The sequence below is a fragment of the Blastococcus sp. SYSU DS0541 genome (assembly GCF_054050875.1).
This window is the reverse complement of record NZ_JBJHAD010000007.1, coordinates 102554-124141: the sequence shown is the minus strand read 5'-3', so window position 1 is coordinate 124141 and position 21588 is coordinate 102554. Positions and strand designations below refer to the sequence as shown.

Annotated in this window: 20 protein-coding genes and 1 tRNA gene; 10 read left to right on the top strand and 11 right to left on the bottom strand. The window is 74.7% G+C overall.

Features of this window, described 5'->3' with window-relative positions; genetic code table 11:
* Nucleotides 1-37: 37 nt before the first annotated feature.
* The 6 genes from ACI794_RS10135 to ACI794_RS10110 form a co-directional block, all read right to left on the bottom strand.
* Nucleotides 38-1741 carry a protein kinase domain-containing protein gene (locus ACI794_RS10135; protein WP_456604002.1) on the bottom strand — a complete coding sequence of 568 codons (1704 nt, stop codon included), beginning with the start codon at nt 1739-1741 and terminating at the stop codon, nt 38-40.
* Nucleotides 1741-3186, bottom strand: a complete 1446-nt coding sequence (locus ACI794_RS10130) for a peptidoglycan D,D-transpeptidase FtsI family protein (RefSeq protein WP_456604001.1) — start codon at nt 3184-3186, stop codon at nt 1741-1743. Before ACI794_RS10130 ends, ACI794_RS10135 begins: the two co-directional genes overlap by 1 nt.
* On the bottom strand, nt 3183-4589 hold the full coding sequence (locus ACI794_RS10125) for an FtsW/RodA/SpoVE family cell cycle protein (RefSeq protein ID WP_456604000.1): 1407 nt from the start codon (nt 4587-4589) through the stop codon (nt 3183-3185). Before ACI794_RS10125 ends, ACI794_RS10130 begins: the two co-directional genes overlap by 4 nt.
* A 40-nt stretch (nt 4590-4629) precedes the next feature.
* Nucleotides 4630-6039 (bottom strand): protein phosphatase 2C domain-containing protein, encoded by a 1410-nt coding sequence (locus tag ACI794_RS10120; RefSeq protein WP_456616306.1) that lies wholly within the window; start codon nt 6037-6039, stop codon nt 4630-4632.
* Complete coding sequence (locus tag ACI794_RS10115; RefSeq protein ID WP_456582184.1) at nt 6036-6494, bottom strand: FHA domain-containing protein FhaB/FipA; 459 nt, start codon at nt 6492-6494, stop codon at nt 6036-6038. The genes ACI794_RS10120 and ACI794_RS10115 overlap by 4 nt, the downstream gene beginning before the upstream one ends.
* A gap of 85 nt (nt 6495-6579) precedes the next feature.
* Nucleotides 6580-7398 (bottom strand): FhaA domain-containing protein, encoded by an 819-nt coding sequence (locus ACI794_RS10110; protein ID WP_456616305.1) that lies wholly within the window; start codon nt 7396-7398, stop codon nt 6580-6582.
* Between the two features lie 175 nt (nt 7399-7573).
* Between ACI794_RS10110 and ACI794_RS10105 the strand changes: the two genes are divergently transcribed.
* Nucleotides 7574-7659: transfer RNA gene (locus ACI794_RS10105), tRNA-Leu, on the top strand.
* Between the two features lie 64 nt (nt 7660-7723).
* Here the strand turns inward: ACI794_RS10105 and ACI794_RS10100 are convergent.
* From ACI794_RS10100 to ACI794_RS10085, 4 genes are all read right to left on the bottom strand, one after another.
* Nucleotides 7724-10612, bottom strand: a complete 2889-nt coding sequence (locus tag ACI794_RS10100) for a putative bifunctional diguanylate cyclase/phosphodiesterase (RefSeq protein WP_456616304.1) — start codon at nt 10610-10612, stop codon at nt 7724-7726.
* A 259-nt stretch (nt 10613-10871) separates the two neighbouring features.
* Nucleotides 10872-12038 carry a diguanylate cyclase domain-containing protein gene (locus ACI794_RS10095; protein ID WP_456604113.1) on the bottom strand — a complete coding sequence of 389 codons (1167 nt, stop codon included), beginning with the start codon at nt 12036-12038 and terminating at the stop codon, nt 10872-10874.
* Nucleotides 12039-12253: 215 nt separating this feature from the next.
* Nucleotides 12254-12733, bottom strand: a complete 480-nt coding sequence (locus tag ACI794_RS10090) for a DUF1707 SHOCT-like domain-containing protein (RefSeq protein ID WP_456604114.1) — start codon at nt 12731-12733, stop codon at nt 12254-12256.
* 88 nt (nt 12734-12821) lie between these two features.
* Complete coding sequence (locus ACI794_RS10085) at nt 12822-13985, bottom strand: acyl-CoA dehydrogenase family protein (protein WP_456604115.1); 1164 nt, start codon at nt 13983-13985, stop codon at nt 12822-12824.
* A gap of 76 nt (nt 13986-14061) precedes the next feature.
* On the opposite strand from ACI794_RS10085, the gene ACI794_RS10080 reads away from it, so the two are divergent.
* The 9 genes from ACI794_RS10080 (at nt 14062) to ACI794_RS10040 (ending at nt 20754) form a co-directional block, all read left to right on the top strand.
* Complete coding sequence (locus ACI794_RS10080) at nt 14062-14532, top strand: GNAT family N-acetyltransferase (protein WP_456604116.1); 471 nt, start codon at nt 14062-14064, stop codon at nt 14530-14532.
* An 89-nt stretch (nt 14533-14621) separates the two neighbouring features.
* Entirely contained in the window at nt 14622-14978 is a 357-nt protein-coding gene (locus ACI794_RS10075; RefSeq protein ID WP_456604117.1) for a hypothetical protein, read from the top strand.
* A gap of 150 nt (nt 14979-15128) precedes the next feature.
* Entirely contained in the window at nt 15129-15779 is a 651-nt protein-coding gene (locus tag ACI794_RS10070) for an RNA polymerase sigma factor (protein WP_456616303.1), read from the top strand.
* Nucleotides 15776-16813: a hypothetical protein gene (locus ACI794_RS10065; RefSeq protein ID WP_456616302.1), complete on the top strand. Its 1038-nt coding sequence runs from the start codon at nt 15776-15778 to the stop codon at nt 16811-16813. The genes ACI794_RS10070 and ACI794_RS10065 overlap by 4 nt, the downstream gene beginning before the upstream one ends.
* A gap of 100 nt (nt 16814-16913) precedes the next feature.
* Nucleotides 16914-17831 (top strand): aldose 1-epimerase family protein, encoded by a 918-nt coding sequence (locus ACI794_RS10060; protein WP_456604120.1) that lies wholly within the window; start codon nt 16914-16916, stop codon nt 17829-17831.
* Nucleotides 17832-17838: 7 nt separating this feature from the next.
* On the top strand, nt 17839-18558 hold the full coding sequence (locus ACI794_RS10055; RefSeq protein ID WP_456616301.1) for an MOSC domain-containing protein: 720 nt from the start codon (nt 17839-17841) through the stop codon (nt 18556-18558).
* A gap of 5 nt (nt 18559-18563) precedes the next feature.
* Complete coding sequence (locus tag ACI794_RS10050; RefSeq protein ID WP_456582173.1) at nt 18564-18779, top strand: RNA-binding S4 domain-containing protein; 216 nt, start codon at nt 18564-18566, stop codon at nt 18777-18779.
* A gap of 35 nt (nt 18780-18814) precedes the next feature.
* Complete coding sequence (locus tag ACI794_RS10045; protein WP_456604122.1) at nt 18815-19996, top strand: pyridoxal phosphate-dependent aminotransferase; 1182 nt, start codon at nt 18815-18817, stop codon at nt 19994-19996.
* The gene (locus ACI794_RS10040) at nt 19993-20754 is read left to right on the top strand and encodes a nitrilase-related carbon-nitrogen hydrolase (RefSeq protein ID WP_456616300.1); all 762 of its coding nucleotides are present in this window, start codon (nt 19993-19995) and stop codon (nt 20752-20754) included. Before ACI794_RS10045 ends, ACI794_RS10040 begins: the two co-directional genes overlap by 4 nt.
* 9 nt (nt 20755-20763) lie before the next feature.
* On the opposite strand, the gene ACI794_RS10035 is transcribed toward ACI794_RS10040, so the two are convergent.
* Nucleotides 20764-21555, bottom strand: coding sequence for a DUF2382 domain-containing protein (locus ACI794_RS10035; RefSeq protein WP_456616299.1), 792 nt, complete (start codon nt 21553-21555; stop codon nt 20764-20766).
* Nucleotides 21556-21588: the final 33 nt, after the last annotated feature.

The window sequence follows — 21588 nt, the reverse complement described above, 5'->3', positions numbered from 1 at the left end:
CAACCGGCCCCGACCCGGGACCCGAGTGTCGAGCTGCTCACAGGCCGTCATCCTGACCCGGCGTGGCGCTGCCGCTGCCGCTGGCCTCGGGCTCCGGGGGCGGCACGACCGTCGACGACTCCGCCGTCGTCGTCGTCGTCGTCGACGACGGGGCGGGGCTGCCCCCGGCGGAGGCCGAGGCCGAGGGGGTGGGCGAGGGCGTCGTCTGCGTCTCGGTGGGCTCGGCCGCCGGGGGAGCCGTGGTCGTCGGCGGTGCCGTGGTGGTGGGGGCCGCCGGCTCCTCCCCGTCACCGGCCTCGTCGTCCTCCGGGGGCGCCGGGTCGAAGTCGTCCGGGGCGACGAACAGCGTGATCGGGGTGTCCGGAGCAGCCTCGACACCGGAGGGATCGATGCCCGCGACGTCGCCCTCGTCGAGCGCCTGGCCCACGGCGATCAGCAGACCCTCGCTCGCGTCCTCCCGGGAGATCGAGGTGAACCCCGCCTCCCGCAGCTGCTCCTCCACCTCGTCGGCGTCCCGGCCGACGTACTGCGCCGGGTCGAGGAGGATCCCGCCGGGCTCGGCGCTCGTGGGCGCCGCGCTCGTGGTGGACGCCGCGTCGTCCCGGGGGTCCTCACCGAAGCCGTTCAGGGCCAGGAAGGTGGTACCGGCGACGATCAGCAGCAGCACCAGCGCGGCGGCCGGCCAGAGCCAGCGCCGGGTGCGCCGGGCAGGGGGCTCGTCGCCGTCGGTCCAGTCGTCGTCCGGCGGCGCCTGGAGCGGCGGCATCGGACGGCCACCGGTGGCGGGCGGCACCGCGGCCATCCCGGCGGCGGGGGTGGCGAAGACCTGGGTGTGCCCGTCGCCGACCTCGACGATCTGGGTCGGGGCGGTCGCCGGTGCCACCACGGGCCCGGCGGCCAGGCCGTCCCCGTTCGCGACGCGGCGGACGGCGTCGGCGAACGCACCGCCGTCGGCGAACCGGTCCGCCGGGTCCTTGGCCAGGGCCCGCTCGACGAGCAGCCGGACGGCCGGGGGGATGTCGCCGGGCAGCGGGGGTGGCGGCCGGTTGATGTGCGCCAGCGCGATGGCGACCTGCGAGGCGCCGTCGAAGGGCCGGGCGCCGGAGAGGCACTCGAAGCCGACGACGCCGAGGGAGTACACGTCGGAGGCGGCGTTGACCTCCATGCCCTGGGCCTGCTCCGGGGAGAGGTACTGGGCCGTGCCCACCACCATGCCGGTGCGGGTCAGGGGGGCGGCGTCCCGGGCCTGGGCGATGCCGAAGTCGGTCAGCTTCACGACCCCGTCGGGGCGGACGATGAGATTGCCCGGCTTGATGTCGCGGTGCACCACGCCGGCCCGGTGGGCGGCGGAGAGCCCGTCGGCGGCCTGGCCGAGGACGTGCAGCGTCCAGTCGACCGGCAGCCGGCCCTCCTCGTGGAGGATGGTGACCAGCGGCTGGCCCTCGACGTACTCCATCACCAGGAACGCCAGGGTCTGCACGCCGCTGTCGTCGGTGGTCTCGCCGTAGTCGTAGACCGAGGCGATGTTGGGGTGGGACAGCGCCGCGGTGTGCCGCGCCTCGTTGCGGAAGCGGGCGAGGAAGCTCGGGTCGTTCGTGTACTCGGTCTTGAGCACCTTCGCCGCGACGATCCGGTCCAGCACCCGGTCGCGCGCCTTCCACACCTCGCCCATGCCGCCGGTGGCGATGGGGGCGGTGATCTCGTACCGCCCGGCCAGCATGCTGCCGATCCCCAGCGCCATCAGCCGCCCTGCCCGTCGAAGTACGCCGCCATGACCTCGCGGGCGATCGGGGCGGAGACGTCGCCGCCGGTACCGCCGCCGTTGGCCACGAACACGGCGACGGCGATCTGCGGGTCGTCGGCCGGCGCGAAGCCCATGAACCAGTTGTGGTCGGGCACGCCCTCGCGCACCTGCGCCGTCCCGGTCTTGCCGGCCACCTCGACGCCGTTGAGGCGGGCGGCCCGGCCGGAGCCCCGGGCGACGACGCTGACCATCATCTCGGTGAGCTGGTCGGCGACCTCCTCGGAGATCGGCTCGTTGAGCACCTCCGGGTCGGCGGAGTCGATGACCGTCAGGTCGGGGGCGCGCAGCTCCTCGACCAGGTAGGGCTTCATCTGCACGCCGTCGTTGGCCACCGCGGCGGCGACCATGGCCGCCTGCAGCACGGTCATGCGGACGTCGCGCTGGCCGATCGAGGTCTGGGCCAGGGCGGCGTCGTCGACGATGTCGCCCACGGTGCTCGGCGCCACCTGCAGGGGGATCTCCAACCCCTCGCCGTCCAGCCCGAACGCCTCGGCCATCTCGCGCACCTGGCCCTCGCCGAGGTCGAGGCCGAGCTGGGCGAAGGCGGTGTTGCAGGAGACGGTCAGCGCGTCGGTGAGCGACTGCTCGCCGCTGGGGTCGCACGCGGAGCCGCCGAAGTTGGGGATCACCCGGGTGCTGTTCGGCAGCGGCAGCTCGCGGGGAGCCGGTACGACGGAGTCGGGGGTCAGCCCCTCCTCCAGCGCGGCGGCCGCGACGATCACCTTGAACAGCGAGCCGGGCGGGAAGTTGTCCTCGATGGCGCGGTTCGCGCGGGGGTCGGGGTCCTGCCCGGTGAGCTGCTCCATGTTCTCGCGGATCGCCGAGGGGTCGTGGCCGGAGACCAGGCCGGGGTCGTAGGTCGGCGTGCTCGCCATCCCGAGGATCGCGCCGGTCCGCGGGTCGAGCGCGACGACGCCCCCGGTCACGCCGTCCAGGCCGGCCATGGCGGCGGCCTGGACGTCCGGGTCGAGGGTCAGCACGACGTCCCCACCGGCGGGGTCGCGCCCGGTGAACAGGTCGGCGATGCGGCGGACGAACAGCCGGTCGTCGTCCCCGGAGAGCACGTCGTTCATGACGTCCTCGAGGTACCGGTTGCCGTACACCAGCGAGTGGTACCCGGTGACCGGCGCGTACAACGGCCCCTGCGGGTAGGTGCGCAGGTACTCGAGGCGGCCGTCGGTCGGGACCGAGAGGGCCACCTCGGTGCCCGCCACGATGATCGAGCCGCGTTCGCGGTCGTAGGACTCGGCGATCACGCGGGTGTTGCGGCTGTCCGAGCGGAGGGAGTCCGAGCGGACGACCTGGATGACGTTGACGTTGACGATCAGCAGCGTGAACAGCACCAGCACGCTGATCGCCACCCGCCGCAGCGGTGCGTTCACGGCGTCACCACCTCGGTCGGGGCGTCGCCGAGGCGCACCGGGGCCGCGTGCGGCGTCGCCGGGCGCCGCGCGGCGTCGCTGATGCGGACCAGCAGCGCCACGAGCACGAAGTTGGCCACCAGCGACGAGCCGCCGTAGGCCAGGAACGGGGTGGTCAGGCCGGTCAGCGGGAGCAGCCCGGTGACCCCGCCGAGCACCACGAACACCTGCCAGGCGACGGCGAACGCCAGGCCGGTGGCCAGCAGCTTGCCGAAGGCGTCGCGCACGACGAGCGAGGTGCGCAGCCCGCGCTCGACGAGGATCAGGTAGACGACGATCACGGCGACGAGCCCGAAGAGGCCGAGCTCCTCGCCGACGGCGGCGGCGATGAAGTCGCTCTTGGCCACCGGCACCTGGTCGGGGCGCCCGCCGCCGAGGCCCGCGCCGAACAGCCCGCCGGTCCCGAGGCCGAAGAGCGACTGCATCAGCTGGTAACCGGCGCCGTCGTAGTACGCCGACGGGTCCAACCAGGTGTCCACGCGCGCCCGCACGTGGCCGAAGATCTGGTACGCGATGAACGCTCCACCGGCGAACAGGCCCAGGCCGATGAACAGCCAGCTGGCCCGTTCGGTGGCGACGTACAGCATCACCACGAAGATGCCGAACAGCAGCAGGGAGCTGCCCAGGTCGCGCTCGAAGACCAGGACGAGGATCGACACCATCCAGGCGAGCAGCACGGGCCCGAGGTCGCGGCCGCGCGGCAGCTCCAGCCCGGCAACCTTCTTGCTCGCCAGGGCGAGCACGTCGCGCTTGTCCACCAGGTAGGCGGCGAAGAAGACGACGAGGCAGATCTTGGCGAACTCGCCCGGCTGGATCGAGAAGCCGGCCACCCGGATCCAGATCTTCGCGCCGTTGACCTCCGAGATCGAGGCGGGGAGGACGGCGGGCAGCGCGAGCAGCACCAGCCCGAGCAGCGCCAGCGTGTAGGCGAACCGGGACAGCGTCCGGTGGTCGCGGACGACGACGAGCACCGCCACGAAGAGGGTGACGCCGAGGGTGGCCCACACCAGCTGCACGGGGGCGTCCTCGCGCGTGACCGTGCTGCCGACCTGCTCGGCCGCCAGGTCCAGGCGGTGGATCACCGCCAGCCCCAGCCCGACGAGCAGGGCGACCGACGGCAGCAGCAGCGGGTCGGCGTAGGAGGCCCACCTGCGGACGACGAGGTGGGCCACGACCCAGAGCGCGGTGATCCACACGCTGAAGCCGGCCATCTGCGGGCGCAGCTCGCCGGTGACCGTGAGGTCGACGATCACCTGGGCGACGACGGTGATGAGCACGGCGAAGGCGAGCAGCAGCGCCTCGGTGCCCCGCCGGGTGGGCGTCGTGGCCGCGGTGCCGCCGGGGTCGGTGACGGGCCCGGGCATCAACACACCTCCGGTGGGGAACCCGTGCCTGCGGCGCTCACTAGTCGGCCTCCCGGCAGTCCACCCCCGGCACGGGCGACGAGGCCGTCCGTGCCGACGAGGCGGTGTCCGTCGTCTCCCCGGGCGCGGGCACCTCGGGCAGGGCGGCGTCGCCGGGGGCGGGCTCCTGGGCGGTGGTCGGTGCGGCGACCGGGGGCGTCGGCGAGTCCGGGGGCGCCGCGGCGGTGTCGGTCGACCGGCACAGCGGCAGCCGCTGGTCGGCGAGCGCGTCGACGATCCGCTCGGCGTCCTCGGAGTCGTCCGCGGTGATGCTGCCGAGCACCCGGTTGCGGGCGGCCGAGGTCAGGTCGGCCAGCGCGAGGTCGGTGCCCCGGTCCAGCCGGTGGAGGTCCACCCCCAGGAGGGAGACGTCGAGCCCGCGGAAGACGGCGACCTGCTGGTCGTCGCCGGAACCGTTCACGCCCACGAACCAGTTGTTGAGCGCCCAGACGTACATGCCGATCGCCCCTGCCACCAGCACGGTGAGAAGGGCCCCCGCCACCAGGAGGATGCGCATCGGGCGGCGGCGGGCGGAGGGGCCGCCGCCCGTCGGCAGTGTGGGTGTCGGCGGGGGAGCGGAGGCCTGGTCGGCGAGGGCCGCCCGGCCGGCGGCGGAGCGCGGGTCGACCTCGCGCTGGCCGACGTTGTCGCCCGCGGCGCCGTCCACGACCGGGTCGAACCGGCCGTTGCCGCCGGTGTCCTCCAGGACGTCGGCGACGATCACGGTGATGTTGTCCGGTCCGCCGCTGCGCAGCGCCAGCTCGACCAGGCGGTCGGCCGTGGCCTCGGGGTCCGGGTTTTGCAGCGCGTCGGCGAGGGTCTCCTCGCTGACGACGCCGGAGAGGCCGTCGGAGCAGAGCAGGTAGCGGTCGCCGGCGCGGGCTTCGCGCATGGAGAGGTCCGGCTCCACCTCCTGCCCGTTGAGGGCGCGCAGCAGCAGGGAGCGCTGCGGGTGGTGGTTGGCCTCCTCCGGCGTGATGCGGCCGTCGTCGATCAGCGTCTGCACGAAGGTGTCGTCGTGCGTGATCTGGCTGAACTCGCCGTCGCGGAGCAGGTAGGCGCGGGAGTCGCCGACGTGGCAGAGCGCGAGCCGGCCGCCGGCGAAGAGGATCGCGGTGAGCGTGGTGCCCATGCCCTCGAGCTGCGGTGACTCCCGGATGACCTCGCGGAGGTGCTCGCTGCCCTCGTGGACCGCGGCGCGCATGGACTGCAGCATGTCGCCGGTCGGGGTGTCGTCGTCGAGGTGCTCGAGGGCGGCGATGACCACCTTGCTCGCGATGTCACCGGCGGCGTGGCCGCCCATGCCGTCGGCCACGGCCAGCAACCGGGGCCCGGCGTAGACCGAGTCCTGGTTGTTGCCGCGGATGAGGCCGCGGTCGGAACGCGCGGCGTAGCGGAGAACCAGCGTCACGAACGCAGCTCCAGTGCGGTCTGGCCGATGCGGATCGGCTGGCCGGGGGTGACCTGCAGCGGGCCCTGCACGCGCTGCTGGTCCAGGTAGGTGCCGTTGGTGGAACCGAGGTCCTCGACGTACCACTGGCCGCCCCGGTTGGTCAGGCGGGCGTGCCGGGAGCTCGCGAAGTCGTCGGTGAGCACCAGGGTCGAGTCGTCGGCCCGGCCGATGAGGATCGGCTGGTCACCCAGGGTGATCTTGGTGCCGGTCAGCGGGCCGGCGGTCACGACCAGGGACTTGGGGCCGCGGTGCCCGCGCTTCTTGGGCGCGGAGGCCCGCGGCGGCACGGTGGCCACCCGGCCGGGACGGCCGCCGAAGAGGTCGGCGCGGACCACGCGGAAGGCGGCGAAGATGAACAACCACAGCAGCAGGAGGAACCCGAAGCGGAAGATCTGGACGACGAGCTCGGTCACGGCCGCACCCCCGCAGGCACCTGCCCGGCACCGCGGCGGAGGGCGTGCTCCCGGATGCCGGAGTGCTGTGACCGCACGGACCCGGTCACGCCCCGTCCTGCCGGTAGACGAGCACCGAGTGGCCGATGCGGATGACGTCGCCGTCGCTGAGCGCCTGGCGGTTGACGCGCCGGCCGTTCACGAGGGTGCCGTTCGTGGAGCCCAGGTCCTCGACCGTCGCGACGTCCCCGTCGAGCACGACGTCGACGTGCTTGCGGCTGACGCCGGTGTCGGGGATGCGGATGTCGGCCTCGGTGCCGCGGCCGATCACGTTGCGCCCGGTGGTCAGCTCGTGGCGCGTGCCCGGGCCGTCGACGAGGAGCACGTGCGTCGTCGACGTGCGCGAGCCGGCGCGGCCGAGCACGGAGGGGTTCTGCTTGCCGGTGTCGGTGGCCATCCGCCCGCGCAGCGCCGGGAGCGGGGGCAGCGGCGGGTGGCCCGGCACCGGCGCGGAGGCCATCGGGGGCGCGTCGGCGCGGGCGTGGGGGCGCGCCGGGTCGGCGACCTGGGAGCTGACCTCGAAGACGCCGGTGGTCAGCGCGTCGTCCCTCTCGAGCTCGACGGTGACCTTGTCGAAGACCTGGTAGCCCTCGTCCTCGATGTGCTCGGTGACCATGTCGGCGAGCTCGCCGGCCAGCTGGTCGGACCACTGGCCCAGGTGCTCGAAGTCGGTCTCGCCGAGGCGGACGACGTAGACGTTGGGCGCGAGCACGCGACCCTCACCGACGATCGAGCGCTGCTCGTCGGCCTCGCGCTGGAGCGCCTTGGCGATCTCGGCGGGGTGCACCTTGCCCTTGAAGAGGCGGGCGAAGGCGAGGCCGACCATCCCCTCGAGCCGGCGCTCGAAGCGCTGCAGCACACCCACAGTCGCTCCTCTGCGCTCGCCGGACGTCCCACTCTGCCATCCGTGATCGTAGCCGGGCCGGAGGCGGCTGACCGCCCAGGAAGGTGCGACGCCCCGCACGTCGTCTCCCGCGTGCCGAGGTCGGAACCCCCTCGGCGGCGGAGCCGTCCGCGGCTGCTACTGTCTTCCCTCGCCAGGGCAAGTGGCGGAATGGCAGACGCGCACGGTTCAGGTCCGTGTGTCCGAAAGGACGTGGGGGTTCAACTCCCCCCTTGCCCACCAGGCGTACGGCAGCGGCCCCCGGGATCTCCCGGGGGCCGCTGCCGTGTCGGGGCGGGTCTTCCGGTCACCGAAGCACGGGGACGCTGCCCGCCTGCTGGAGCAGGAGCTCGCGTACGGCAGCGGGTTCGGCAGGACGGCCGTAGAGGTAGCCCTGGACCCGGTCGCAGGTCATGCCGTGCAGCGCCCCGGACTGGGCGCACGTCTCCACGCCTTCGGCCACGACACGCAGGCCGAGGCCGTGGGCGAGGCCGATGATCCCGGCGACGAGCGGCGAGGAGGGTGCCGACCCGATGAGCTGAGCGGTGAAGGACCGGTCGATCTTCAGCTCGCTCACCGGCAGCCGCTGGAGCTGGGCCAGCGAGGAGTACCCGGTCCCGAAGTCGTCCACGGAGATCCCGACACCGAGGGCGCGGAGGTGCTCCAGGTGGCCGTGGCGGGTGGCCACCTCGGTCAGCACCTGGCTCTCGGTGACCTCCAGGGTCAGCGACCGCGCGGGCAGCCCGGTCTCGGCCAGGACGCCGATCACGGACCCGGCGAAACCGGGATCGGTGAGCTGGACGGTGGAGACGTTCACGGCGACCTCGAGGTCGAGTCCGTCGGCCCGCCAGGCCGCGAGCGTCCGGCAGGCTTCGAGCAGGACGTGACCGCCGATGTCCTGGATCTGGCCGCTGGCTTCGGCGAGGGGGACGAAGACGTCGGGCCGGATGTTCCCGAGGACCGGGTGCTGCCACCTCGCCAGCGCCTCGACGGCGACGATGCGACCGTCGGCCAGGTCGATCTGCGGCTGGAAGTGGACGCCGATCTCCCCGCGGGTGACCGCGCCGTGCAGATCGGTCTCCAGGCGCAGGCGCTCCCGGGTCCGTTGCCCGTTCTCCTCCGGCGCCGCGGGACCGGTCCTGCAGCGGTGCATGTCCTCCTCGGCGCGCTGCAGCAGGTCCTGTGCCATGTCGTCGGCGGCGCCGTCGCGCACGCCCCCGGACGACTCCGCCACGGCGACGCCGATGACCAGGTCGACGAACACCTCGTCGTGTCCCACCCGCACCGCGGCCGCCAGGGACCGGTGGACCCGGTCGGCCACCTCCCGGGCGCCGGGCTCGGACGTGCCGGGCAGCAGGACGGCGAACTCGTCGCCGCTGAACCGGGCGACCGTGTCGTGGTCGCGGACCGCTGACCGCAGCCGGTGGGCGACCTCCTGGAGCACCTCGTCGCCGGCGCCGTGCCCGAGGCTCTCGTTGACGCGCTTGAGCCGGCGGACGTCGCAGAAGAGCAGGGCGGTGCGGCCGGCCGGGTCACCGGGACGGCTCAGCTCCCTCTTCGTGCGCGCGTGCAGGAGGGCGCGGTTCGGCAGGCCGGTGAGCGGGTCGTGCGCGGCCCGGTGCCGGATCTCGTCGAGCAGGTGCGTGTTGTCCAGGGCCACGCCGGCCAGGCCTGCCAGGCCCCACAGGCGTTCGGTGGTCCCCTCGCCCAGGGCGGTCGGCGGTGTGCTGTCGACCCAGTGAGCGAGGACGATCCCCACCAGCCGGTCGTCGACCTTGATCGGCACCCCGCCCAGAGCGGTGACGCCGAAGTGGCCCAGCACCTCGTCGGCCCAGGCCGAGCTCGACCGGTCGACCAGCATGGGCGCCCCGACGGCGATCAGCTCGCACAGCTCGGGGCTCTCCTCCGTGGTGGTCACGTATCCGGCCAGGTGTTCGGCCGGCCCCGGCGGCCAGCCGCTCAGGCCGGCGATCCAGACCGCCTGCATCCCGGGATCCCACAGGGCGACCGCGGAGCGGTCGGCGCCGCAGAGCGCCGGGACGGCGTCGGCGACGGTCTGGGCGACCTCACGTGCCTCCCGCCGGCCGGCGAGCGACCGCGCGACGCTGAGCAGCAGTCGTGCGGTCTCCTCCTGCTCGCGTGCTTCGGTCAGCGATGCCGACATCTCGATGGCGGCTGCCGCGTGCCGGGCGTAGGCGGTGAGCAGTTCGACGTCGCCCGGGAAGGGCTCCTGGCCGGGCCAGGCGACGACGGCGAGGACTCCGTAGTCCCGCGTCGCGGAGGTGACCGGCACGGACAGCACGGCCGTGCCGCCGACCTCCCGGCATCCGACCTCGAGCCGTCGCTCCCCGAGCGCGGCCAGCACCGAGGAGCCCAGGCCACGGGAGCGCACGTGCCGCTTGCCGTGGGGCAGTCGGACGTCGAGCACGTAGCCGGGAGCGTGCACGGCGCGGTCCGCACGTGCGGCGACGCGGTCGAGGGTCTCCTCGAGGGAGTCCCCGCTGAGCAGGTCCGTGGTGGCCTCCTGCAGGTCGTGCAGCCGTTCCGCCGCGTCCGCGACCGGCGCGTGGGGCGCCGGGCGGCGCCTGCGGCCGCGGCCACCCCACCGGGACGGCAGGGGTGGCTCCTGCCAGGTGACCGTGTACTCGCACCGCGGGGCACCGTCGACCTGGCAGGCCCAGTGCTCGACGACCGCCGGCGGGAGGCCGAAGAGCACCGGGGCCTTGCGGAGCACCCCGATGTTGTAGTCGCAGTCCACGCGTCCGGGGTGGTGCGGCGGCAGCACCCGCCAGGTCAGCCGTGCCGCGGCGTCCGTGGCGGACTCGCAGCGGAACACCGCGGAGGTGTCGAGGCGGGTGGAGATCCGCGAGACCTGTCGGAGCAGCCCCGCGGTGGTCCCGAAGGTCGTCAGCACGCGCCGCAGCGCCATGACTGCGGGGTCCGACATGGCGGCCTCGCCCAGGGCGAGCCCGATCCGCGGGTCACCGAGCTCCTCGGCGGCTGCGTCGAACAGCCGCAGCTTCTCCGGGTACGACACCCGCCCTCGGAGGCCCTGCAGGAACGTCCGCCGGTCCGCCAGACCTGCACGCTCGAGCACCCGGTCGACGGCACCCTCGCCGCCCCGCGCCGCCACCACCCGCAGCAGCAGCCGCGTGGTGATCGTGGAGGTTCCCGCCAGTGGTGTCGCCTCGTCCACGGTGCCCTCCCGTCCTCTCCGGCCCGGCGCTGACGGTCAGCCCGGGCTCCGGCCTTCTCAGCCGGTATCGGCCGATCGCGTTCCTGCTTGAGACCCTGAGCCGCCGGCCTCCTCCGCAAGGGTGCCGCCGCACGCCGCGGTCATGACGCGCTGCGGGCCGGAGCCCGGTCCCGACCCCGCGGAGCTCCGGCCTCGTCGATCGACGGGGCAGGCGCCGGAGGGCGAGCACCGGGCGTCGTCGGGGTGGTCCCGGCTGCCGTCAGGAGCAGTTGACGGTGTGGACGCGTCCCCGGCCGGCGTCCTTTGCCGCGTACATGGCACTGTCGGCGGCGCGGAGGACGTCGTCGAACGTCGCACGCGGTGCCGCCATCGCCACCCCGATGCTGCACGAGACCAGGACGGTTCTCCGCCCGACCCGGACCTCGTCCCTGAGGACGTGGAGGAGGTCGTGGCCCAGCTGCCTGGCGGCCGTGCGGTCCGTCCCGGGGAGGACCACGGCGAACTCGTCCCCACCGAGGCGGCCGATCACGGCGTCGGGGGCGACGGTCGTCACCCGCTCGCGGAGCGCACCCGCCAGACGGATGAGCAGTTGATCACCGAGGGCGTGGCCGCCGCGGTCGTTGACGTCCTTGAACCGGTCCAGGTCGATGAAGAGCACCGCCCCGCCCCCGGCGAGCGCTGCGGCGCCGGCTTCGGTGAAGCAGTTCCGGTTGGCCAGGCCGGTCAGGGGGTCCTGCCGGGCCATGCGCTCGGTCGTGCTCCGCCACTGGGCGGCTTCGGTCGCGAGGGCGGAGAGCCGGTCGACGGTCCGCCGCAGCACCTGCAGCTGCTGCTGGTCGGCATCCGCGGCGAGATCGCGTGCGGTGGCCGCGAGCAGGTCCAGGGTGGTCGCGAGCGGCCGACCGGTGGTCATCTCTTCCAGGGCACGGCCCTGGGCGGCCAGCAGCCGGGCGTTCCAGGCCTGCGCAGCCGCCCGGCGCCGCAGGGAGAGCACGACGCGGACCAGCCCGGAGAGGGTGTGCAGCACGTCGTGGTCGGCGTCGGTGAACGCGCGCGGTCTGTGGTCGAAGACGGCCAGGGCACCGAGGACGAACCCGTCCTCGTCGATCAAGGGCACGCCGGCGTAGGCGGCGATGCTCCCGGCCCGGACCAGAGGGTTGGCGGAGAAGAGCGGGTGGACCCGGGCGTCGGGGACCGTCATCGGCGCCCGTCCGGCGACGACATGGGCGCAGAAGGAGACCTCGTCACGCACATGGGTGCGCGGCACGCCCACCCCGTGCTCGGCGGGGTAGCACTGCAGGTCGGGACTCACGAGGTTGATCGTCGCGATCGGCACGTCCAGCGCCCGGGCCATGTGCGCGACGAGGGCGTCCAGCTCGGCGACGGCGTCGTGTCCGGCCAGTCGGTAGCTGCTGACCGCGGCCACGCGTGCCGGGTCCGCAACGGGCGCGGATACGGCGGTGGACGTCAGCGAGCTCGGTGGAGCGGACACGGGTGAGCTGTCGGGATCACTCTCGGGGACCTTGAGGGCTCCGGCACCCGGAGGGGTGAGCGGGCGGCCGCCGTGGCGTGCGCCGGTCAGGACGATCCCGTGCGCCGTCACGCTCGGCGGCTGGTCGGGGCGGGACCTGGTGCTCCCCGTCAGCGGCCGTGCACCGCGTGCGGGCGCTTCTCGTCGGTGTCGCCGCGACCGCCGGCGAACGCCTGGCCCATCAGCAAGAAGGCGCCCCAGGGCACGATCACCCAGAACGGCCAGAAGTAGAGGAACTCGCCCGACGCCAGCGACGTGATCCCCCAGACGAGCAGCACGATCACCGCGGTGCTGGACCACGACCCCCAGGCGACCTGCTGGTGGCTGAGGCCCCCGTACCCCCGGCTGCCGCACGCGGGTACCGGGTGCGCCGACCGCGCCGTTGCCGGCTGCGGGGCCGGCTGCGGGGCCGGCGCGGGCAGGTCGGTGGTGAGCTCGGCGAGCTCGCCGAACGTGCGGGCCGCGTAGGCCCGGGCGAGCCGCTCGTCGTACTCGGCGACGGTCAGCCGGCCCTCCGACATCGCGCGGCCCAGCTCGGCGGCGACGGCGGCGCGGTCGGAGTCGGCGGCACGCAGGTGGGGCTGGGACACGGTGCTCTCCTCGCTCGGGGACACCAGTCTGGTCCCGGGGCACCGGCCGGGACCACTGACAGCTGTCACCGGTTCCACGTGGAACCCGTCAGCCGGCCGGCGGCACGGCCCCTGCGGTGAGGTGGCGGCCGATGACCATCCGCTGGATCTGGTTGGTGCCCTCGAAGATCTGCATGACCTTCGCCTCGCGCATGTACCGCTCGGCCGGGTGGTCGCGGGTGTAGCCGGCCCCGCCCAGCACCTGGACGGCGTCGGTGGTGACCTTCATGGCGGCGTCGGTGGCCACGAGCTTGGCGATGCTGGCCTGGCGGGAGAACGGCTTGCCGGCGTCCTTGCGGCGTGCGGCGACCAGGTAGGTGGCGCGCGCGGACTCGACTGCGGCGGCCATGTCGGCCAGCAGGAACTGCACGCCCTGGTGCTCGGCGATCGGGCGGCCGAACGCCTCCCGCTCCACGGCGTAGGCGACGGCGACGTCGAGGGCCGACTGCGCGAGCCCCACCGCGACGGCGCTGATGCCCAGCCGCCCGGCGTCCAGCGCGCCCAGCGCGATCGCCATGCCCCGGCCGGGCTCGCCGACCAGGCGGTCGGCCGGGACCGGCACGTCGTCGAGCCGGATGGCGGCGGTGGTGGAGCCGGTGAGCCCCATCTTCTCCTCGGGCCTCGCCGCGCTGAAGCCGGGCAGGTCGGGGGTCAGGTGGAAGCAGGAGATCGCGCGCTCGCCGTCGGCCGGCGTGCGCAGGAACGTGGAGTAGAAGTCGGCGTGCCCGCCGTGGGTCACCCACGCCTTCTCCCCACGCGCGAGCCAGCCGTCCTCGGCCGGCGTCGCGCTGGCGCGCATCGCGGCGACGTCAGAGCCGGCGTGGGCCTCCGACAGGGAGTAGGCGCCGATCAGGGTGCCGCCGACCATCTCGGGCAGCAGGTCGCGGCGCTGGGCCTCGGTGCCGTAGTGCGCGATGGGGGAGCAGGCGAGGGTGTGCACGCTGATCCCCAGCGCCACGCTCGCCCAGCGGGCCGCCAGCTCCTCCAGCACCTGCAGGTAGACGGCGTAGGGCTGCCCGCCGCCGCCGACCTCCTCGGGGAACGGCAACCCCATCAGCCCGGCGTCGCCCAGGAGGCGGAACACCTCCCGCGGGAAGCGCTCCTCGCGCTCGTAGGACGCCGCCTTCGGGGCGAGCTCGGCGTCGGCGATCTCCCGGGTGAGGGCCAGCAGGTCCTCGGCCTCGGACGTGGGCAGTTCGCGGTCGACCGGCACGGTGCTCCTTCGCGGTGGGGCGTCCAGCGGACCGTACCTCCGGGAGCGCCCGCGGGCCGTTGGCAGGATCGGGCCCGTGATCATCGAGGCGGCTGCCTGGGACGACCCCGACGTCCGGCGGCTCACCACCGACCAGCAGACCGAGGTCCGGGCCCGATACGGCGGCAAGGACGAGCCCGGCACGCACCCCTCGGCGGCCGACGTCGCGGTGGTGCTGCTGGCCCGGGACGACGACGGGACGCCGCTGGGCTGCGGCGCGCTCCGCGAGCTCGGCGGCGGCGTGGCCGAGGTCAAGCGCATGTACGTGGTCCCGGCCGCGCGCGGCCGCGGGGTGTCGAAGGCGGTGCTCGCCGCGCTCGAGGAGGCCGCCGGGGCCCGGGGCTGGACGACGCTGCGGCTGGAGACCGGCCCGCAGCAGCCCGAGGCGATCGGGCTGTACTCGGGCGCCGGCTACCGGCCGATCCGGGCCTTCGGCGACTACGTGGGCGACCCGGATGCGGTGGGCTCGCTCTTCTTCGAGCGGTCGGTCCGGCCTGCTCCGCGCTGACCCGGGTCCGCCGCCGGGTGTGTGAGGGTGGAGCGACGCACCGCCCGCGGTCGGACGCCAGGGTCCTGCTGCTCGACGAAGGGATCCCCATGCGCATCCGCAGGCTGGCCGTCGCCGCCACGGTGGCCGCCCTGCCGTTCTCCCTCTCCGCCTGCGGCGGCGGCGCGAGCGTCGAGGACTTCTGCGACCGGTACGCGTCGATCGACGAGCTCGGCGACAGCGACGCCGCCGAGATCAAGGCCGCCCTGGAGGAGCTCGCCGGCACCGTGCCCGACGAGGCCGGCGCCGAGGTCGCGCAGGCCGTGGAGACCATGGCGGAGGTATTCCCGTCGGAGGGCCGGTTCGAGGAGGCCATGGAGAGCGGCGACCTCTCCCTGGAGGAACTGCAGGAGCTCGGGGAGGCCGGCGAGACCGTCTCCGCCTACGCCGAGGAGAACTGCAGCTGAGCGCTGCGCCGCGAGACGCGGCGGACCGGGCCCCCGGTACGGCCCGATCCCCCGATGTGGCGCAGGTCGGGGCCGCGTGAACCGGTTCCGCCGCACCGGTCATCAAGGGGTGTGACGACTTCACCGATCGCGGCCGGATCATCACCTGCCGTGACCCCGACGGCGATGCACCGGTCCGCCGGTCCACCCGCCGAGCCCCCACGGCTGCGGGCGCTGCCCGACGCCCTCCCCGGAGACGCCGAGCTGATCGCCCGCTCGGTGGAGGACCCGGCGGAGTTCGCCCCTCTGTTCGACCGGCACGCCGCGGCCGTGCACCGCTACCTGGGCCGCCGGGTGGGCGAGCTGGCCGACGACCTGCTGAGCGAGACCTTCCTGATCGCATTCCGGCGCCGGGCCGCCTACCGGGCGGAGCACCTCGAGGTCCGGCCGTGGCTGCTCGGCATCGCGACCAACGTCGTCCGGGGCCACCGGCGCAGCGAGCAGCGCCGGTACCGGGCGCTGGCCCGGGCCGCCGCCGAGCCGGAACGCCCGGGGGAAGACCCGGGCGACGCCTCGGGCCGGCTGGACGCCCAGGCGCTGCGCGGCCCGCTCGCCGCTGCCCTGGCCGGCCTGGAGCCCCGCGACCGCGACGCCCTGCTGCTGCTCGCGTGGGGACAGCTGGGCTACGAGGAGATCGCCGCCGTCCTCGACGTCCCCGTCGGGACGGTGCGCTCCCGCCTGCACCGCGCCCGCCGCCAGACCCGCGCCGCCCTCGGCGACGTCTCCCCCTTCGCGCCGACCTCCGAGGAGGAGGACCGATGAACGACCTCACGCTGCTCCGCGAGGCCGGGCCCGAGGCCCCGCCGCTCTCCCCCGCCGCCCGCTCCGCCGCCCGCGCCGCGCTGCTCGCCGAGATCGAGGGCCCCCCATCCCGGCGTCGCCCCAGCCGGGGGCTCGTCGTCCGCACGGGGGTCGCGGCCGTGGCGGTGGCCGCCGCCTGGACCGCCGCGGTGGTGATCGCCGCCCCCGACGGCCCCGGGACCCCGGCCACCGGCGTCACCCTCGTCGAGTTCGCGACACCCACCTTCCCGCTCTCGCTCGAGCCCGCGCCGGCCGGCATGACACCGGCGTTCTCCGGCGACGGGGACTCGGCCGGCTTCGCGGAGTACGGCTCGGCGGACGGCGCCGACCGGTTCACCGTGGGCGTCGAGGAGGACGAACCCGACTGGTGGAACGACGCCTTCGAGAACGCCGACGTCACCGAGCGCTCCGAGGTCACCGTCGACGGCGCGAGCGCCCAGCTGGTGCGCGGGTCGCGGGACGTGGCCTGCGAGGACGGGCTGAGCACGTGCGCGCAGGTGCGGTTCGCCGAGCTGCTCTTCGAGCGCCGGGACGACCAGTGGGTGGTCATGGCCGGCGAGGGCCGGTACAGCCGGACGGCGGAGCTGGTCGCCCTCGCCGGATCGCTGGTCGACCGCCCGCAGCCGGCGACCCTCACCGCCGGGCTCGCCCCGGCCGGCTGGTCGGTGCAGTTCTACAAGATGGGCCGCGTGCTCACCCTGGTCAACGACGCCTACGAGCAGCAGACGCTCACCGTCCACGTGCCGCTGCCGCAGGACGTCGCGCCGCTCGACCGGCTGCGGGAGACCCTCACGGGGCCGGTGGGCCCGCAGCTGGACGTGACGGTGCAGGGCCGGCCCGCGGCGCTGGTGCGGGTCGACAACGGGCCCCGGGACCGGGGCTGGTTCCTCCAGGCGCAGTTCGACGACGGCACCGCCTTCACCCTCCAGGTCCCCGACGCGTTCACCCGGGAGCAGGTGCTGGAGTTCGCCGAGCAGGTGACCTACCACCCCTGAGCGCGCCAGATCTGCACACTCGCCCCCGTCGACGGCCGGATGGGGGCCGGTGTGCAGATCTCGCCAGGGCAGCCGGGCCACGATGTGGTGAGGTGGCGGCATGCCCGACGCCTGGCCCGCCACCGACCGCACCGAGGTGCAGCTCACCGCAGGGGACGCCCGCCTCGCCGTCGACCTGCGCGGCGGCACGCTCCGCCGGCTCGCCGTCCGGGACTGGGAGGTGCTGGACGGCTACCCGGCCGGGCAGGTGCTCCCCGGCTGGCGTGGCGCGACCCTCGTGCCCTGGCCCAACCGGCTCCGGCACGGCCGGTGGAGCTGGCAGGGCAGCGAGCTGCAGCTCGACGTCCGGTCGACCGAGGAGCCGCACGCGATCCACGGGCTGGTCACCTGGCAGCCCTGGACGGTGCTCGCCGCGGCCGGCGGTTCCGTCACGGTCGGGACGACGCTCGAGCCGCAGCCGGGCTACCCGTTCCGGCTCGCCGTCGCGGTGGACCACGTCCTCACCGCCGACCGGCTCACCAGCACGCTGCGGGTGCGCAACACCGGCGACGGCCCGGCGCCGTTCGGGGCCGGGTTCCACCCCTACCTCTCGGTGGGGGAGGTGGGCGACGGCGGGATCGGCGAGGCGGAGCTGGCGCTGCCGGCGCGCACCGAGCTGGTGCTGGACGGCGGCCTGCCGACGGGTGAGCGGCGGCCGTACGACGGCGCCGTCGGCCGGATCGGCGACCGGGCGCTGGACACCGCGCTGACCGACCTGGACCGCGACGACGACGGCTGGTGGCACGTGCGGCTGCGGGGGAGCGCCGGCGAGCTCGCCGTCTCCGCCGACGAGGGCTGGCCCTGGCTGCAGGTCTACACCGGCGACACCCTCCCCGAGGGCCAGCGGCGGCGCAGCCTCGCCGTCGAGCCGATGACCTGCCCGCCGAACGCGCTCGCCGACGGCGCCGACCTCGTGGTGCTCGACCCGGGCCGGGAGTGGTCCGGCACCTGGTCGCTGGCCTGGACCCCGGTGGGCTGAGGTGCGCGTGCGGGAGCTCTGGCGCTACCCCGTGAAGTCGCTGCAGGGAGAGCAGCTGACCGAGGCCGAGGTGGGCCCGCTCGGCATCGAGGGCGACCGTCGGTGGGCGCTCTTCGACCGCGACACCGGCTTCGGCCTCACCGCCCGCCGGGTGCCCGAGCTCCTCTTCGGCGCGGCCCGGCTGCGGCGCGGCGGCGGGGTCGAGGTCGTGCTCCCCGACGGCACCACCACCGAGGACGAGCTCGTGCTGTCGGGCTGGCTGGGCCGCCGGGTGGAGCTGCGGGCGGCGCCGGACGACGACGCCGACGTCCCGACCTACGAGTCCGCCGCGGACGAGGACGAGCCCGACCCCGCCGAGTGGCTGCAGTGGGAGGGCGCCCCGGGACCCTTCCACGACAGCCCGCGGATCCGCCTGTCGCTGGTCTCCACCGGCACGCTGGGCGCGTGGGACCGCCGCCGCTTCCGGGCCAACGTCGTCCTCGACGGGGCCGGCGAGGACGCGCTCCGCGGGACGGCGGCCCACCTCGGCGGGGCGCGGCTGCGCTTCGGCACCGGCATCCCCCGCTGCGTGATGACCACCCGCCCCCAACCGGGCGGCCTCCCCCGTGACACCTCGGTCCTCAAGACGGTGCACCGCGAGCGGGACGGGCTGCTGGCCGTGCGGGCCGCGGTGCTGACCCCCGGGCGGGTCCGGGTCGGGGACGAGCTGCGCCGGACGGCAGACTGAGGCCCGTGCGCACCGTCGACCTGCGTCCCGGCGAGGACAGCATCCGGCTCGGCCAGCTCCTGAAGCTGGTCGACGCCGTCCCCACCGGCGCCCAGGTCAAGGACGTGCTGGTCTCCGGCGCGGTCCTGGTCAACGGTGAGCCCGAGGACCGCCGCGGCCGGCAGCTGCGCTCGGGCGACGTCGTCCGGATCGACGGGCACGAGGACGTCCGCATCAAGTAACCGGTCCACGTGGAACCACCCCGGGAGGGAGCCGCATGACCGCACCGCTGGCGTCCCGGCTGCGCGGGTTCGGGACGACGATCTTCGCCGAGATGAGCGCGCTCGCCGTCGCCACCGGGGCGGTCAACCTCGGTCAGGGCTTCCCCGACTACCCGGGCCCGCCGGAGGTCCTCGACGTCGCCCGCGAAGCCATCGGCACCGGCGCCGACCAGTACCCGCCCGGCCCCGGCATCCCCGAGCTGCGGACCGCCGTCGCCGAGCACCGGCAGCGCTGGACCGGCACCTCCTACGAGCCCGGCACCGAGGTGCTGGTCACCGCCGGGGCCACCGAAGCGCTGGCCGCCGCGATGCTCGCGCTGCTCGAGCCCGGCGACGAGGTGGTGCTCTTCGAGCCGATCTACGACAGCTACAGCGCCTCTGTCGCCATGGCCGGGGGTGTGGTGCGGCCGGTGCCGCTGCACCCGCCGGAGGACGGCGCCGGTCCCTGGACCTTCGACGAGGCCGAGCTGCGCGCCGCGATCACCCCGCGCACCCGGCTGCTGCTGGTCAACTCCCCGCACAACCCCACCGGCACGGTGCTCACCGCCGACGAGCTGGCGGTCCTCGCCGGGCTGGCCCGCGACCACGACCTCACGGTGGTCACCGACGAGGTGTACGAGCACCTGGTGTTCGACGGTGCCCGGCACGTCTCCCTGGCCACGCTGCCGGGCATGCGCGAGCGCACCCTCGTCGTCTCCAGCGCCGGCAAGACCTTCAACGTCACCGGGTGGAAGATCGGCTGGGTCTGCGGGCCGGCGCCGCTGGTGGCCGCCGTCCGCACCGCCAAGCAGTTCCTCACCTACGTCAACGGCGGCCCGTTCCAGCCGGCCGTGGCCGCCGGCCTGCGGCTGCCGGGGGCCTACTTCGACGGGATCGCCCGCGACCTGCAGTACCGCCGCGACGTCCTCGTCGCCGGGCTCCGGGACGCCGGGCTGCCCGTGATCGCGCCGCAGGCGACGTACTTCGCGACCGTCGACGTCCGCGGGGTGCAACCCGACGGCGACGGGCTGGCCTTCTGCCGGGCGCTGCCGGAGCGCGCCGGCGTCGTCGCCATCCCGACCGTGGTCTTCTACACCCCGGAGCACGCCTCCCTGGGGCGGCACCTGGTCCGGTTCGCGTTCTGCAAGAGCGACGCCGTCCTCGCCGAGGCGGTCGAGCGGCTGAGGAGGCTGGCATGAAGGTGGCTGCGGTGCAGCACGACATCGTCTGGGAGGACCGCGAGGCCAACTTCGCGCGGCTCGCCCCCCAGGTGGCCCGGGCCGCCGGTGCCGGCGCCGACCTGGTCCTGCTCACCGAGACCTTCTCGACCGGCTTCTCGATGACGCCGGGCATCGGGGAGCCCGAGGACGGTCCGTCGGCGGCGTTCCTCGCCGCGCAGGCCGCCGAGCACGATGTGTGGGTGGGCGGCAGCTGCCCGGAGATCGCCGAGGGCGCGCAACTGCCCTACAACTGCTTCGTCCTGGCCGGCCCGGACGGCACGACCCACCGCTACCGGAAGCTGCACCCGTTCACCCACGGCGGCGAGCACGAGCGGTTCCGCCCCGGCGACGGGCCGGTCACCGTGGAGGTCGGCGGCCTGCGGATCACCCCGTTCATCTGCTACGACCTGCGCTTCGCCGACGTCTTCTGGCGCGCCGCCCTCGAGACCGACCTGTACGTGGTCGTCGCCAACTGGCCGGCCGCCCGCCGCCACCACTGGCAGACGCTGCTCCAGGCGCGGGCGATCGAGAACCAGGCCTACGTGGTCGGGGTGAACCGCGTCGGCACCGCCGGGGACGGCACCGAGCACACCGGTGACAGCCGGATCGTCAGCCCGATGGGGGAGCTGCTGGCCACCGCCGCGGGGACCGAGACCCTCGTGCTCGGCGACGTCGACGCCGACGAGGTCGCGGCCACCCGCGAGAAGCTGAAGTTCCTGCCCGACCGGCGCGGCTGAGCCCCGCGCTCAGCCGCGGGGCGGGGTGTCGTCCCGATCGACGGAGATCTGCTCCCGCAGCACCTGCTCGGTCACCGTCTCGTGGCCGTCGACCACCTCGGTCCGCAGCCGCACCCGCTCCACGGGCACCACCTCGACGCCGAACACGGGCCGCTCGGCGTGCAGCACGATCTCGTCGGGCAGGCCGGTGGCGGGGGCGTCGTCCGGCACCAGCGACTCCCCGGCCGTGGTGTCGCCGGCCGTCGCTGCGCCGTCGAGCGGCACCTCCTCCAGCCGGATCTCCTCCCGGCGGATGGGCACCGTGACCTGGACCTCCTCGGTGACCACGTACTTCACCAGCCGGACCCGGCGGGCGGCGACCTGCTCGGTGCCGACCCGCAGCCTCTCCTCGCTCCGGGTCATGGTGCCGTGCGCCGGCGCCCCCTCCCGGGTCGGCGCCCCGGCGGCGTCCCGCTGCTCGTGGTGACCGCCCGCCGACGTCGCGACCTGCTCACCGGCCAGCCCGTAGTGACGCCGCAACTCCTCCTCGTCGGCCGGGGCCAGGTGGGTGCCCTCCATGGCCGGGGCGCTCGTCACCGCGGACGCGGTGACCGGCAGCCGCAGCCGGCCGTCCTCCCAGGAGGCGTTCCGTGCCGGGACGATCGAGTGGCGGGTGCCGAACAGCCCGGTGGTCACGGCCACCCAGGTCGGCTCCCCGGTCCGGTCGTCGACGAAGAAGTGCTCGACGGTGCCCAGCTTGTCGCCTCCGTCGCCGTACGCGGTGCTGCCGATCGCTGCGGTGACCTCGTGCTCGCTCAACATGGGTCGACTCCCCTCCGTGGGGCGCGCTCGGCC

Coding starts and splice junctions, on each gene's coding strand:
- ACI794_RS10135 (WP_456604002.1), bottom strand. CDS start 1,741: ATGGCGCTGGGGATCGGCAGCATGCTGGCCGGGCGGTACGAGATCACC.
- ACI794_RS10125 (WP_456604000.1), bottom strand. CDS start 4,589: ATGCCCGGGCCCGTCACCGACCCCGGCGGCACCGCGGCCACGACGCCC.
- ACI794_RS10075 (WP_456604117.1), top strand. CDS start 14,622: ATGCGCATCCGCAGGCTGGCCGTCGCCGCCACGGTGGCCGCCCTGCCG.
- ACI794_RS10065 (WP_456616302.1), top strand. CDS start 15,776: ATGAACGACCTCACGCTGCTCCGCGAGGCCGGGCCCGAGGCCCCGCCG.
- ACI794_RS10060 (WP_456604120.1), top strand. CDS start 16,914: ATGCCCGACGCCTGGCCCGCCACCGACCGCACCGAGGTGCAGCTCACC.
- ACI794_RS10045 (WP_456604122.1), top strand. CDS start 18,815: ATGACCGCACCGCTGGCGTCCCGGCTGCGCGGGTTCGGGACGACGATC.
- ACI794_RS10040 (WP_456616300.1), top strand. CDS start 19,993: ATGAAGGTGGCTGCGGTGCAGCACGACATCGTCTGGGAGGACCGCGAG.
- ACI794_RS10035 (WP_456616299.1), bottom strand. CDS start 21,555: ATGTTGAGCGAGCACGAGGTCACCGCAGCGATCGGCAGCACCGCGTAC.